We start from the raw sequence: 14,004 nt of genomic DNA on the forward strand, positions 1-14,004 counted from the left end.
CTTCCGTCCTCACAAGCCCGTCCGAGGCCTCCCCTTGCGAGAGGCGAAGGCGCGCCACAGCCGGTCCCGCTTCCGGCGGACGTCGCCGACCCGGATCCGGGCGTCCTCGAGCTTGTGTTCCAGCTCCTGCGCGGACCACTCGGGGTCGCAGTCGAGGTTGTAGGCCTCCAGAAACTCCATCTGGTCGTCCTCCGGGACGCCGGCCTCGACGACCGCGCACGCCGCCGCGAAGGTCGCGTCGTGGCCGCCGGCCCCGGAGATCGCCGGGCCGATCCGGGCGAAGTCCTCGAGGACGCGCCCGCGGCGGTACTCGATCCATTCGGCGTCGTCCTCGTCGACCTCCTCCGCCGCCTCGAAGTCGACGCCGCGGCCGCCGGCGTCATGTCCGTACGCCGCCCCGCCCTCCCGGGCGGCCACCCCCACCGCCCTCTCGCCGGCGGACCGGGTCTGGGCCGCCGAGAAGCCGAGGAGGCGGACGAGGGCGGCGTCCGGCAGCCAGGCGACGGGGGACGCATCTACCCACGTCCTGGCGAACCCCCCGGTGGCCGTCGGCGGGACGCAGAACTGGACCCCCTTGGGCCGCCCCAGGCGGGCGTTCCAGCCGCCGATCCGGACCTCGAGGCCGGGGAAGGCGGGGTGGTTCTTGACGGGCCGCAGCAGGCGGGCGTGCAGTTCGGGGACCCAGGCCAGCCAGTGCGGGCCGCGGGAGGAGAGCCAGCAGGCCGTCCGCAACGGCCCCAGCAGGCCCTCGGCCGATTCCCGGCCCCCCGGGCCGTCGACCTCGACCTCAATCAGCCAGCGGTCCCGGTACGGCCCCAGGCGGCCGGCCAGGCCTAGCTCCGGGAAGACTCGCAGGACGTCGCGCAGCTCGGCGGGGTCCCGCCCGGCGGAGGCCCAGCCGGCCTGGGCGGGGAGCTTGGATTCGGGCCGAGTCGCGTGCAGCTCGATCCCCTGGCCCGCCAGGTAGTCGATCGACCAGGCGTGGGCGGCCGCCCGCCGGGAGCGGTGGCCGGGGCCCCTCTCCGGCTCGCGAGGGGAACCGAGCGACGCCCCGGGAGCGGGCGTGGGGGCGGCCTTCCACGCCGTCGCGTCTGGAAGATCGGACGCGTCCTGCATGGGTACAGGCCCGTCGGGGCGGCCCGGCGGCGTCGGCCGCTCGAGCGTCTCTCGATGCCGAGGCGGGGGCGTGGCGGCTTCCATGGTGGTGCTCTCGGTCTTTCGGGGAGGGGGCGAACCGTTCGTCACCCCTCCACCCGTCCGCATCACGCTAGCCGGGACTTCCCGCCGCACGTACGCCGACTTCTCCGAGACCCGTCCGAAGGAAGGATCTCGCCTCTCGACCGTTGATGCGGGGGTCGGTGGACGGCCCGATCGTCCAAGTCGCTTCGGGGCCGGGATTTACGTCGGGCCATGCTCCTTGCCGCCTGAAGATGGCGGAGTGTCGCAGGTCATTCCCTGGAAACGACTTGCATTGGGCTACGGCCTCCCGAGCGGGGCGTGAGGGCCGGGGCCCAACCTCGGTCGATCCGATTCATGGTCGCGGAACGTTCGACGCGACCGTGGGCGCGCGACGAGCCGAATGGGGCCGGGCGTCCACGTCGCTCGTAGCCCGACCCAAGTTCCTTGTTGTTAGAGGATTACGTAGACTGGGCCATGAGGGACGCGCCCTATAGGAGGGCTTCCCCGACGAAGCGGGAGCGTGGCTTCCGACCGTGCTCGCCCCCCCCGATCCACCTCTCGCGCCCGCAGACGGTGGAAGCGTCGCGTGGACGTCGCGGCGCCCGCGTCCGGCTGATCTCCAGAGGGTGCAGCCCAACCAGCGGGACGACGAGGGTCGCATGAGTTCCCGGCGTAGAATCGCGGCGGTCGGGACGCCGATTCTCCGACTCGCGCCCGTCACGCTCGTCGGACGCTCCCGGGCCGCGTAGGAAGGGTCCCGATGGGCGAGGCCCGTCCCCGACGAGTCGACGCCGCCTTGACCGGGCCGGTCCGCCTCGGAGCGCGCCACGAGATGCGGGTCGCAAGGCCGGGCGGTCGCTCCGGGAGGCGAGGGGGATCGGGCCTCCACCGGCGGCTTCGCGGGCGTTTCCGACCGAGGCGGGTCCCGATCTGAATGACGTGATTCAAGTTTTCCCTCCCGGGCGGGGCGGCATGGGCCGAGATGGACGCGCCGAACCGGCGACACGGACGGCGGACTTGGTCCTCGTCCCCTGCACCGCCTCGACGCGAGGCATCCCTCCCGGTCGACCATCACCGCGATCCTCCCGCCGGTTCGGCGCTCGCGACGAGGCGAGGGTCGTCCGGCCTTCTCTGCATCCCCCGCCAGGCCGCCGAAGAGGGCCGTCGCCGATCGGCAATCCGACCAAGGGCGTCTCCAATACCGATCGACGACCCGCGATGACGGCCCCACCGAGGCTCCAACGGAGGGTGCCCGTCGGCCGGACGATCCTCGCAAGCCGTCGAGCGGGATCGGGGGGCCTACCGGGCCCATCCGCCGTCCAGCAGCTCGGTCTCGATCAACTCGGCGGCCTTCGGGGCGCCGCCACCCTCGCGGATGGACGATTGGATCCGCCGGGCCGCCTGCCGATAGGACGGATCTCGGAGCACCCGGGAGATCGCCGCGCGCATCGCCTCGGGCGTGAGCCGTTCGAACGGGGGGAGGGCCTCGCCGGCACCCACCCAGGCGACCCGCGCGGCGGTCCCGGGCTGTTCGTTGGCGACCGGCACGGCCACCATCGGCACCCCCAGGCTCAGGGCGTCGAGGACCGTATTCAGGCCGGCGTGCGTGACCGCCAGGGCGGCGAGGCCGAGCAACTCCAGCTGGGGCGCGTAGGAGACCACGACGGGTCGGCCCGGCAGGTCGCCGAGGGCCTCCGGCGCGATCCCGCGGCCCGTCGAGATCACGAGCTGGGCGTCGAGCCCGGCGCAGGCTTCGGCGATCGTCCGGAAGGCGGCCGCGATCCGATTCTGGAGGGTGCCGAGCGAGGCGTAGATCAGCGGGCGGCCGTCCAGCCGGTCCCAGGGGAAGGCCACCGGGGGATAGCCGCAGGGGAGTCGCAATGGGCCCACGAATCGGACCGAGGCCGGCAACTTCGACCGGGGGAACTCGAAGGCCTCCGGCTGCTGGCTGATCTGGAGCCGGTTCGACCAGGTGTCGGCGAGCCGGCGCGGGACGGACAGCCCGTGGCGCCGGCGGTGGTCGCGGATCCGGGCCAGGATCGGCCTGGCCTTCCAGTCCAGCCCCGCCCACGCCGTCCGGTTCCGCAGCCGCGACCACGCGCCCTCGGCGGGCGGCCACGGGGTGAAGTACGGCGGGGCGTCCGGGTCCGGGTGCAGGATCAACGCGTTGCAGATGGTCGCGGACGGCAGGCCGAGCCGGTCGGCCACGGTGCCGGCCGACGACGAGGCCTGGTCGACGAGCAGGTGGGTGATCCCGGCGTCGCGGACGGCGCCCGGCCCGACCGTCAGCACGGCTTCGGCCGAGCGGCCGAACACGGCGATCGTGTGCTCCAGGGCCGCGCGTCCCCGGAGCGAGCCGAGGCGCACGAAGTCCGCCCGATACTCGTCCGCCGGGTAGACGGATCCGCCCACCGGCACGACCTCGAAACCGGCGGCCGTCGCCGCCGCGGGCGGCTCGCCCAGCAGGAAGAAGGTGACGCGACGGCCGCGGGTGCGGATCGCATCGGCCAGGGCGACCATCGGGTTGACGTGCCCCGGCGCATTCGGGCAGACGATGCCGACATGGTCCACGCGTTCGCTCCCGACCGCCAAGCGGCCTCGACGGCCTGGGCCGGCTCCCACGACCTGGGGCGATTATCGCTCGCCGGCCGGTTCTCGTCCACCGGAGGCGCATCGGCGGCCGCCGCGCCGCGACCTCGCCCCAGGGGACCTCCATGGGCACGCCCCCATCACCCCGTCCGTCCGCCGGCCGGCCTCCATCGCCGGGCGGTTGAGGAGGCGGCGGATCGGGCGGCTCCGGCGCCGTGTCCGACGACGGCCGTCACGGCGGCGCGGAGCCGGAGGAGGGCTCGAGGCGACCGCCCGACGTCACCGACCTGGCCAGGAGGCCCGCGAGCAGCCGACGCGCCATGATCGTCGACGCCCGACGGACGAAGCGGTCGGCGGCGTCCTCGGTCACCGGGTGAATCACGTGATTCAATTCGAGCCGCGAGCCGGCCCCACCACTCGCCCGTCGCCGGGGTGGCGGGTGCGACGGCCGGATGGCTCCAGGATCCGCCGGGATCGCCCGCCGTCCCTCTAGATCCCGGACGCCGGCCGGTTCGGTCGGTCGCCGCTCGCCTCGGGCCCGCGAGGGACGGTGAGGAAGGTGATCGGTTCGATATCCGCCTAACCGCCGATCCGCGCCCGCGAGTACCCTCGGCCGCCGTGGTCCCAGCCTTCAAGCACCGTTTGAGAGCATTCCAATGGGCGTGAACGAATATGACGAATCGAACCAGAAGGGCGACGTCCCGGCCGCGGGCCTCGCATGCCGGACGAGTCCCGTCCAGAGCAGGGTCTCCGAGATCGAGACGCCGGGCGGACCGGAGCCGCTCAGGCGTGACGGGTCGCCGGGAGGGGTGCGGCCCGCCGGGCGGTTCGGGACCGGCGTCCCCCACCTCGACGCGCTGCTCGGCGAAGGCCAGGCGGGCGGCGAGGTCCACCTGATGGTCGGCCCGCACTACGCCGGCGGCTCCCATCACGCCGTCCAGGTCGCGATCGGCGGTGCCGGGCGCCTCCACGCCGCCCACCTCGCCGGCGGACCGATGAAGGCGGCCTATCTCGCCTCGTACCAGATCCCCCACGAGGAGCTCGGGCACCGCGTCTTCTCTTGCGGCGCGGCCGTCTCGTGGACCCGGCTGCTCCAGGGGATCGCCCCGGGGGCCGAAAGGCCGTGCTCCACCCGGGGGGCGCTACTCCCCTACGGAGAGGAAATGTATCGGCGTCGGGGCGAAAGCCGCCTCGACGACCTGCCGGGCGAGGAGGAGCGGATCCGGGAGTTCACGGCCGGCCCCGGCCGCGCCCTGCAGGCCCTCGAGATGACCGGGAGGGGCGACGGCCGCTGGCACCGCTGCGGCGGCGTGGGCGAGCTCGCCTCGCACTTCTAGTTGGCGGACCAGGGATCGCCCCCGGGCCTCCCGGTCGTCGACTGCGTCGACGAGGCCCTCCGGAGGAGCCTGGCGCGCGAGGACGGGGGCCCGGCCCCGAGCCCCGCATGCGGGACGCCGTCCGGTCGTTCCTCGTCGAGGCGGCCGACAAGATCGCCGCCCCGTTCGGCATCCCCGCCTGGCTGATCGTCAGGCGCGGCCCCCTGGGGCCTTCGGTCGTCGCCGGTCGGGCGGCTCCATCGGGCCCTCGTCGCCGAGGCGAAGCGTTTCGGCCCGTACGCCCACGGGGTCTTCCACCTGGGCGTGCCGGACCGCGCGTCTCGGCCCCTCCGCGTCACCTGCGGGCTCTCCCGCCGCGGGGAGGCGGCCGGGGACCGCGTCCTGGAGCTCGAGCACGAATTCTCCCGCTTCCGCGACGTCGCGGCCCTGTAGGAGAGCGGCCGGCGGGCTCACGCCGCTCATCGCGGCCGGGCGGCGCCGTTCGTCTAATCTCACCGCGCATAGGCCCACGGACGGCCGGCTGGGCCGCCCGCACCCTTCGCCGATGAACCGTCGCGCCGCGACCGGAGGAGCGATCGTCTCCACGCCGCTCGCGTTCCGGCCCGAAGGCGGGCCGGCGGTCCGCTGCCGATCGACGGAGCAGCGACGAGAGTGCGCGATCCCTACCAATAGGTGCGCATGCGCACAGGAAACCATCGCGACCCTTCCCCGCGTGAATGCTCGAGGGGCGATCGCCCCCGGTCCCGCCGCCCGCCTCTCGGGGCCGATCACGGCGGGGCAGGCGGGTTCTCCCGAGCCGTGGGGGAGGAGCTGGGTCGCCGAGGTCGCGCGGCCCGCCGCCCCGGGCACGACTCGATCCCGCCTTGAATCCCACCTGACCGGAGCCGGCCCGTCCATCCACGACCTTGGAACGGCCAACGCCGAACGGTCGCCCGCCGGGCGGTCGCGGCGGGTCGGCTAGGTCCGGCCGCGACCTCGAGTCTCGAGCACGGCCGGCGAGCGAACCGTCGTCCTCGCCTGGGCGGGGAAGTCGCCCCTGCGGAGGTCGGCCGCGGTCATATGCAACGCCGGGCGGACGGGAAAGGCCGATGAGTTCGCCCCTTGCCGTGCGAAGACCGGACGGGTCGTACGGACGTATGTAGACGATGCGACCCCCCGACGCCGGCGAAGGCGAGGAGTTTCGACCCCTCGAGGACGAAGCCAACCCGCCCGCAGGTTGGATGTAGTGCGCGCGGCCCAGGAGCGGTCGCGAGTGAATCATGGGATTCACCGTTAGAGGGCGAGTAGACTTCCGACGGAGGACACTTCGGATCGCCTCAGGGGTGGAGCCGCGTGGCGGAAGACGACGACCCAACGACGCCTGAGGCGCTTTCGACGTCCGTTCGCTCGCTACAAGGAGATCTGGGGAGCGGCCGGCGCCCGATCGCCTCGGGGCGGGCCGCGACGAGCGAGGCCGGCCCACCGCCGGGAAGCCGGTTCGACGGCTCACTCCTCCCTCCAGCTCGCCGGGCCCGCCCTCCGAGGATCGGCGATCCCGACGAGCGTCCTCGGCCCCTTCGACGGCCGGATCTCGCCGGGGACGGCGATGCGAAGCCGGGAGCGGTCTCGTCCCGGCGAGGCGGAAGGCGGGTCGAGCCCGGCGGGGCGATCGCCCGACAGCCGAAGGCACGGTCGAGACTCCGGACTTGCCCGCGTCGCACCCGCCGGGCCGACCTCGTGACCGGCGTCGGGGAGTCCGCGCGTCGGAGCATCGGGTTCGACGGGCCCGGTGCCCGAAGACGGCCGCCGCGGCCCCAGCATCGTGCTCGCGGCGAGAAATCCCGCGGTGGTCCGCGGCCGGTGTGGAGACCTCGCGACGCCTTGGCTCGACGTCGGGCGCTCGTGGCGGAGTCGGCCGGCGGGCACCCTCCCGATCGGTAGTCCCGGGGGCGAGGCGCCGATCGCCGTCGCAACGACCGTGCGAGGGCGATTCGGCGTAGGGCTCGCGTACGCCGCCCGGCGTAGAGTCGCACGCGTTTCGCTTCGAGGCCCAGGCCGGGCCGAGTCGGCGTCCCCGCGCACTCGGACGGCCGCCGCGGCAATCCCCGGCCGTCGGCCTTTCGGGGAGCTGGGGGCGGTTCCCGCCCGGCCGGACGGGAGCCCCGGCCGCCCCAGGCGGTGGACCGGTTTCAACCGGACGCCGGAGGCCGAGATGCCCGAGCGACGCGCACGAGCTACGCCGAGGCTTTCGAAGCCGACATCAGAGGTGTTCCGGAAGTTCGTGATGGGCCCGTGGTCGAGCGGGCGATAACGGGACGACCTACACGCCCGGGACGCGATCATCCCCGTCGACGCGTCGCTCGGTTCGAAGCGCCGTCGGGGGCGGCTTCCGGGCCTTCCTCCTTTCGGGTCGCCGCCGCTGCGGGGGGGGGACGGACGAGGGGACGCTCTCCCCGACCGTCCCCCGACCATCTCGGCTCGCCCTTCCGGGGCCGTCGGGGTCCTCGGCTGCAGGTCGACTTCGGAACGCGAGATCCAAGGACGGCCGCGTCGCGGCGACCGAGGACTCGACGCGTCGAGGCCGGTTTCGCCCCCCGGCCGGCATCGGCCCCCGCGGGGGCGGACGGGAATTTCCCGACATGCAGAGATCGGGGTACCTGCAGTTTTGAACCTCGCCTTACTCTCTCAGCGGTTCGAATCGAATCTCGTCGCAGGAGATCGCGATAGGTCCATGGCGGCCCGTCGATTCGGGATCGACGAGTCGGCCTTGGGCCGATTGCCCTCGGGCGGGCGGGGTGTGAACCTCGCACGGCCGGCCGGCCGGGGCGTTCAGCCCGGCCGTCGAAGTCACGGTGCAGCACTAACCGCGTCCCTTGCTGAGCGGACGCAAACCCAAGGAGAAGCCGATGCCGAAAGCGTCGAAGGGCCTGATCGATTGGCGGAGGTTGGCGCAGGATCTGGCGCTCCATGCGTGTGAGGACCACTTCCCTACCCGACGCGGGGTCTGGTTCATCGAGGAGGCGGGCGTGCTCTGCTTGTTCAACAACAACCCCTACGAGGGATTCCCGACTCTCCGCGACGAGGAATTGGCCGAATTCCGCCGCCTCCTGGACGTGGAGGGGCTGCGGGAGTTGGCGTACGCCACCTATCCGCCCGAAGGCGATGAGGATCCAGGCTACACCTACGCGATGATCATCGAGGCCGGCCAGGAGAAGCTGGGCTGGGCCGAGGACGCGATGGGGGAGATCGTGCGTCGCTCGCATGTGATGCTTGATGAGAGGTGCTGAGATCGAACGCCGCCCGGAGGTCGAGCGGGATCCTGCGCCGCTCGCTGGTGGTGCTTCATGAGAGCCTGAGTTCGAGCGCTGCCGGTTCGTGCCGCCTGGGACGGCGGGTAGGAATAGGCCCACGCCGGCCTGAGTCGCTCGAGCGTGGGATGGATCATCGACGATCTCGCCATCGCCTCGCTCGACTCGACCAGGCGTTCGTAGTCGCGGGCCGGCCGTCGGCTATTCATCAGCCGGCCGCCGGCCGCTCGTCAGGCGGCCGAAGGTCCGCTCGACCGCCCAACGCCGAGGCGGGACGACGAAGCCCTTCCGGTCCTCGGGCTTGCGGACCATTTCCAGGAGCCGGCCGGCGAACTCCCTCGCCCGGCCAACGGCCGCCTCGTAGTCGGAGTCGGCCCGGATCGGCCGCAGCCGCGGCGTGCGGCCCTTCAATCGGGGCAGGACCAGCTTCACCGCGTCGCGGTCCTCGACGCTCGCCGAGCGGACCACGACCGCCGGGATCAAGCCCAGCGTGTCGATGACCATGGCCCGTTTGCGGACGAGCGCCCTCTTGCCCGCGTCGTAGACCTGCACGCCCCCCTCGGCCGTGCGGACCGTCCGGCTGTCTACGATCGCCGCCGACGGGCTCTTCTTCCGGCCGTCGGCGTGCCGCAGGCGGGCCCGTAGGGCCTCCATGATCCGGTCCCGGGTCCCGTCGAGCCGCCGGCGGCGGTAGCAGTACTGGACCGCGCCCCAGGGGGGCAGGTCGTTCGGGAGCGTCCGCAAGTGGACGCCGCCCCGGACGGCGTACAGGACCTCGCGGAGGTCGACCGAGGGCTGGCGGCCGCCGGGCTCGGCCTTCGGAAGCAGCGGCCGCACGAGGTCCCACAGCTCGTCGGTCGGGTCGGCGGGGTGGTTCTTGCGTCTCATGGGCGACATGGCCCGCGAATCCCAGGCCTTGCAGGCCACTCCTTGCACGGGCTCTGCGGAGCGGTCGAACTCTCGATCACCCCCGGGCGGACCGAGTGGAGCGGGCCCTGCCCCATCGCCGGGAGGCCCGACTCGACGACTCGGGGCTCCTTCCGGCTCGATTGGCTCGCCGAAGTATCGCCGATCCCCGACGGGCGTCCTCGGCCCCTGCAACGGCCGGGATCGCGACGTGAAAGACGAAGCGAGGCCGCGAGCGGCACCCTCGAGTTGGGGCGGGTCGGGGTCGATAAGGCGGTCGATCACACGGCCGCCGTTCTGCCGGCCGCAAATCCGACCAGCCTCGCGTCGCTCCTACCTGGCCGACGTCGAGGCCGGCCGCGGAGGGATCGCGTGTCGGAGCGTGGGTTTCGACGCGTGCGCGGCGTGATCGACGGCCTCCACGGCCTGGGAAGCGTGGTCGGGGCGAGAACCCGGGGTGGTGCGCGGCGGGCCATGGGACCCTCGCGACGCCGAGGATCTCCCCGGGCCGACGTCCGAGCGGGATTGACGGAGCCGGCCGGCGGGCGGCCTCCCGATCGGTTGTCCTGGGGGCGAGGCGCCGATCGCCGTCGCAACGACCGTGCATGGGCGTTTCGTCGGGCCCATCGCGTCCGCAGCCCGGGACGGTTTCGCACGCGAGCCGCTTCCGGGGCCGGTCCGGACCGAGTCGCCGTTCCCGCGACTACCCCTCTCCGTACCCCTCAGGTCCCATGCCCGCCGGAAGTTCGGCGTGGCCGGCCCCCGGGAGGGCGAATCATGCGTCGTCCCGCGGGATTCCGCCCGGCGGCCCGGCGAGCCCTCGGACGGCCGCCGACGAAATGTCCCGGCGTATGACCCTTGGAGGGGTCGGAGCGGCACGCGCCGGCCCCGACGGGAGTCGCGTCCGCCCCTCGGCGCGGGACCGGCCGAGCCCCTCCACGTCGCTGCTCAGGCGAACGGCGTGGGCCGAGACGGGGCCGATGCAAGGAATCCACCTGTCCGCAGAAACGAGGTCGAGCTTACGTTCGTTCGCGGCTGCCCCATTTTTCCCCCTCTTTAGGAGCTTGCTGATGTACGGATGGTTTATGCCCCGCCGCGACGAGACCCCTGAAGGAACCCCGCCTCGCCCGACCCCGAAGAACCGGCGGCGGGGACGGAGCGCGAAGCGCCCGCGGAGGCGCGGCGAGGCCCGCGAACCGGAACGGTCCTGGCTGCGGCCCTGGGAGGTCGACGCGCTCCTCGCCGCCCTGATCGCCCGACCCAGGGCCGCGAGGGCGGCGGCCCGCGAACTGGATCCGGCATACTTCTCCCGCGAGCCGTTCCATCGGGTCGTCTGGGAGTGCCTGCTCCAGTCCTTCTCGCACTACGAGCCTGGGGAGGTCCCCTACGACGTCCTCCGCGCCGCCGTCGCCTCCCGCCTCGCCGCCTGGCCCGTCGCGATCGACCCGACGGACCGGGCCGCGCTGCTCGCCGAGCCCGGGGACGTCGGCCGGCCGATCGTCGCGGGCCGGCCGAATCCCGTCGTGCGGTCGCCGGGCCTGCTCTTCCGCGCGTATGAAGAGGCGAAGCGGCTCGACCCTTCCCCGAGGGAAGGCCTTGAGGAGCTGAAACTGTTCCTGCTCGAGCGAGGCGTGAGGGACGAGCTGGCGAGGCTCGTCGCCCGGGGAGGCGCCGACTCCATCCCCGGCGACTTCTTCCCCGCCTTCCGGGCCATCCTCGATCGGAAGGATCGGCTCGCGTGGCTGGACCTGCCGCCGAGGTATCGTTTCGACAGGTTTCCGGACGATCGGTAGCCGCCGACGTTCGGCGAGGACGACTGCGATCGACCGATGGGCGATGCAGAGCCGATTATCGGTCATCAAGAGACTCCAGGTCCCACCGTCGGGAGCGCTGATTCCGAAGATCGTCCCGACCCCGGAACGGGGCTGAGGCGGCGGCGAGCACCAAGGTGGGGGGACGCGCCGCGTCCCGCAGGCGCACTCGCGCGTTTCGCGAAGGGCGTCGAGACGAGCCGGGGCGACACGGCGACGCCTCCCATTTGCAGGGGCCCGCAGGCTCATCCGGCATCGTCTCGACCGCCGACCGGCACATCGGCCCGGGAGCCTGATGGCGGCCGACGGCTGCGGGCGGACGCCATGTCCGTCGTCGTCGCTCGTCCCTCCCGCGTCATGCACGGGCCCCCGAGTAGGCGTGGTTCGTCCGCCTGCGGTGCGACCGGCCGAAGGCTGCGGGGCCACAAGCCCGACACGTGCGTCCGGTGCGGGCCGCAGGGCGGCGGGACGCGCCAGTCCGACGAATCACGGCGACGACCGAAAGATCGGAGCTCCCGCCCCGAGCGGCCTCCTCCGCGAGATCCCGCGCGAAACTTGCGAACGACGCTGAGGGCCCCGAGCTCGACGTCCCGATCTTCCGCCGGTGCGTGAGGGGTCGACTTCCGGCTCGCGGTGGGAGATCGGACCTGCCGACGCGCCGGGAGACGCGAGGATCCTCATCGGCGACTCGCGCCTCGATCCGGAAGGTCGTCGCCCGGCGGCGGGTGCGCCCGTCAGGCAAGACCGACCTTCGTTTTCTCGACGCCGACGCTCGCGGTTCGTCCCGGCCCCTGGCTGCCGGTCGGCGGGAGTTCCGACAGGGCCGCCAGGTCGTTCTCGATTCGGTCGTAGCCTCGAACGGCTGTGAACCCTCCGGGATCGGCGGGGGTCGATCCTCTACGACGGGCTTGGTTCCGGCCTTCGCGACATGATCGGAAGTTGCATGCCGGATCTTGCAAGAGAGCCGGGCGAGACGTCGCGTGCAGGGACGACCTCATCATGGCCATCGGTCAGGGGGGAAGTCGGCGGCGCCCAGGGGCCGAGGTTCTACGGAACACGGCCCTCCGACGAAGGTGGTCGCGGGCTCGCAGAACGCCCTCCCGCCAGCCGAGTCGCGCTTCGTCGTCCACCTCCTTCTCGGCCGCCGACCTTGTGCTCGCAGGATCCGGCTCCAGATCGTGAAGAACGTCGGCACCGGGAAATGAAGCCCTCCGACCCGGCCGTCCGCACCATCGGGGCGGGCGGACGCTCCTCCCCCGGGTCGCGAAAGATGAATGACGGGATTCAAATGTGGACGAGGCGCGGTTCGATCCCTGCACCGAGCGAAAGCGGCCCGCCCTGCTGGACGGTCGTCGGTTCGAGCTCTCGAACCTAGCCGTCCCCCTGCCGGCGAGGGTCGGCCCCCTGGCGGCCGACCACCTTCGAGGGACGAGCCCTGTTCGTCTTCGCGGTCGAACTCCCGTGTTCGCTCTTCGACGAGCGCGCGCCAACCGCCGGTGGGCACAGTTCGCGTCCATGGACCTCGCGGAGGGAGCGAGGGAGCTTTGAAGGCGGCCGCCCTCTCGTCGGCACGACAATGACGGCCTCCTCGTGTGCGACGGGTGCGAGGCCCCGGATGGAGCCCCGACGCCGTCGACGGAGGACCAGCTCGAGATCACGAACGAAGTTCTCGACTATGGGCCGGGCGGCCTCAAACGCCTACACCGCCTCGAAGCAGAGGGCCGAGGACGGAGGCCTCCAGGCGCGACTACAGGGCCTGGTCACGCATCGCTCGCCCCTGCGACGCCGACTCCGCAATTAGGACTAGCGGGTCGAGTACGTCGCCGATGCTGCGATCCGCGGACAACTGGAGGAGCGGGCCGACCACGATTCCCGCGAAGGCCGTGTCGAAGGCCCAGGACCACCGGAGGGATGCGGGTCGAGGACTCACCCCCCGCGGGAGGCCGCGATCGTCGCCGCGAAGGACGGCGACGTCGGCGGGATGGATCGCACGGGCGAACGCTTCGCCGCCGCCGAGGGGGGCCGCGTTCGGCTATGCGGGCGCGACTTCGGCCCCGCTTGCTGAGGGCCGTGACGCGTTGGACGACCCGGCCGCGCCGGCAGGCCTGACGACTGCGAAGGACGCTCGCCTCGAAGTCGACCTACCTGCAAATGCGAGCTTGGGCTTAGCCTCGGCCGGGGTCGTTTTCGTTTCAGGATTCGTAATCGAGAAGAGGAGAGCCATCATGCATATGGTCAAGACGGGTAAGACGGACGGCTGGGAGTCGGCGTCGCCGCTCCCGCGCGGGAAGGACGAGCTCGGCAACGAGACGCTGTTGTTCGGAGAGACTCCGATCCGGGCGGACTTCAGGGGCGGGCTTCCGATGCTCGCCCTGCCCGACGTGCTCGGGGTGTGCGGGCTCCACCCCAAGTCGAACAGGGGGAAGCTCGATCTGGGGGGCAGTACCGCGTACTACCCCTTCGAGACGGCCGGGGGTCGACAGCGAATCAAGACCGTCGACCTGGACGACGCCTACCGGATCGCCATGCAGGGGCGGTCCCCGGAGTGCAGGAAGTTCCGCGACTTCCTGGTCGAGATCCTGCGGAGGATCGAGCGGGGCGAGACGATCGACCCGAAGCCGCCCCACGCCGCGGCGGGCGATCCGGACGCGAGCCCGCTGGTCCATCAGGCGGCCTTGCTGCTGAAGATCGCGCTGAAGTCCGCCGAGCACGATCGGCAGCTCGCGGTGCTGAGGGCGGACGCCGACCGCGTCGAGGCTCGCCGCTTCGAGGCGGACCGGGCGATGCGGACGCTACCCTCCGCGGCGATCCCGGTGCCGGCCATGTCCAAGATCGACCTGACCGAGCGACTGGTGCGGCTCTGGTGCAACGTCAACGGCTGCGACTTTCAGCTCG

General features: G+C 72.4%; 8 protein-coding genes. 4 read left to right on the forward strand and 4 right to left on the reverse strand.

The features are described from left to right. Positions 1 to 9: 9 nt before the first annotated feature. The 3 genes from G6O68_RS05290 to G6O68_RS05300 all read right to left on the reverse strand — a co-directional run bounded on the left by G6O68_RS05290 (position 10) and on the right by G6O68_RS05300 (position 4,150). Positions 10 to 1,116, reverse strand: coding sequence for a hypothetical protein (locus tag G6O68_RS05290; protein ID WP_165245537.1), 1,107 nt, complete (start codon positions 1,114 to 1,116; stop codon positions 10 to 12). Between the two features lie 1,362 nt (positions 1,117 to 2,478). Continuing rightward, a complete protein-coding gene (locus G6O68_RS05295; protein WP_165245539.1) occupies positions 2,479 to 3,750 on the reverse strand; it encodes a glycosyltransferase in 1,272 nt (423 codons plus the stop codon). Positions 3,751 to 4,000: 250 nt separating this feature from the next. Beyond that, positions 4,001 to 4,150 (reverse strand): hypothetical protein, encoded by a 150-nt coding sequence (locus G6O68_RS05300; RefSeq protein WP_165245541.1) that lies wholly within the window; start codon positions 4,148 to 4,150, stop codon positions 4,001 to 4,003. Between the two features lie 274 nt (positions 4,151 to 4,424). Between G6O68_RS05300 and G6O68_RS05305 the strand changes: the two genes are divergently transcribed. Both G6O68_RS05305 and G6O68_RS05310 read left to right on the forward strand, forming a co-directional pair. Next, positions 4,425 to 5,105: a hypothetical protein gene (locus tag G6O68_RS05305; protein WP_165245543.1), complete on the forward strand. Its 681-nt coding sequence runs from the start codon at positions 4,425 to 4,427 to the stop codon at positions 5,103 to 5,105. A 2,885-nt stretch (positions 5,106 to 7,990) separates the two neighbouring features. Continuing rightward, positions 7,991 to 8,371 carry a hypothetical protein gene (locus tag G6O68_RS05310; protein ID WP_165245545.1) on the forward strand — a complete coding sequence of 127 codons (381 nt, stop codon included), beginning with the start codon at positions 7,991 to 7,993 and terminating at the stop codon, positions 8,369 to 8,371. 222 nt (positions 8,372 to 8,593) lie between these two features. Here the strand turns inward: G6O68_RS05310 and G6O68_RS05315 are convergent, their stop codons facing one another. Beyond that, complete coding sequence (locus tag G6O68_RS05315; RefSeq protein ID WP_165245547.1) at positions 8,594 to 9,289, reverse strand: IS5 family transposase; 696 nt, start codon at positions 9,287 to 9,289, stop codon at positions 8,594 to 8,596. 1,079 nt (positions 9,290 to 10,368) lie between these two features. Here G6O68_RS05315 and G6O68_RS05320 point away from each other — a divergent pair. Together G6O68_RS05320 and G6O68_RS05325 are read left to right on the forward strand one after the other, a co-directional pair. Further along, positions 10,369 to 11,091: a hypothetical protein gene (locus tag G6O68_RS05320; RefSeq protein WP_165245549.1), complete on the forward strand. Its 723-nt coding sequence runs from the start codon at positions 10,369 to 10,371 to the stop codon at positions 11,089 to 11,091. Positions 11,092 to 13,334: 2,243 nt separating this feature from the next. After that, a partial coding sequence (locus G6O68_RS05325) for a hypothetical protein (protein ID WP_206108021.1) occupies positions 13,335 to 14,004 on the forward strand: 670 nt, incomplete at its 3' end.

The sequence above is a fragment of the Paludisphaera soli genome, from assembly GCF_011064595.1.
GTDB lineage: Bacteria > Planctomycetota > Planctomycetia > Isosphaerales > Isosphaeraceae > Paludisphaera > Paludisphaera soli.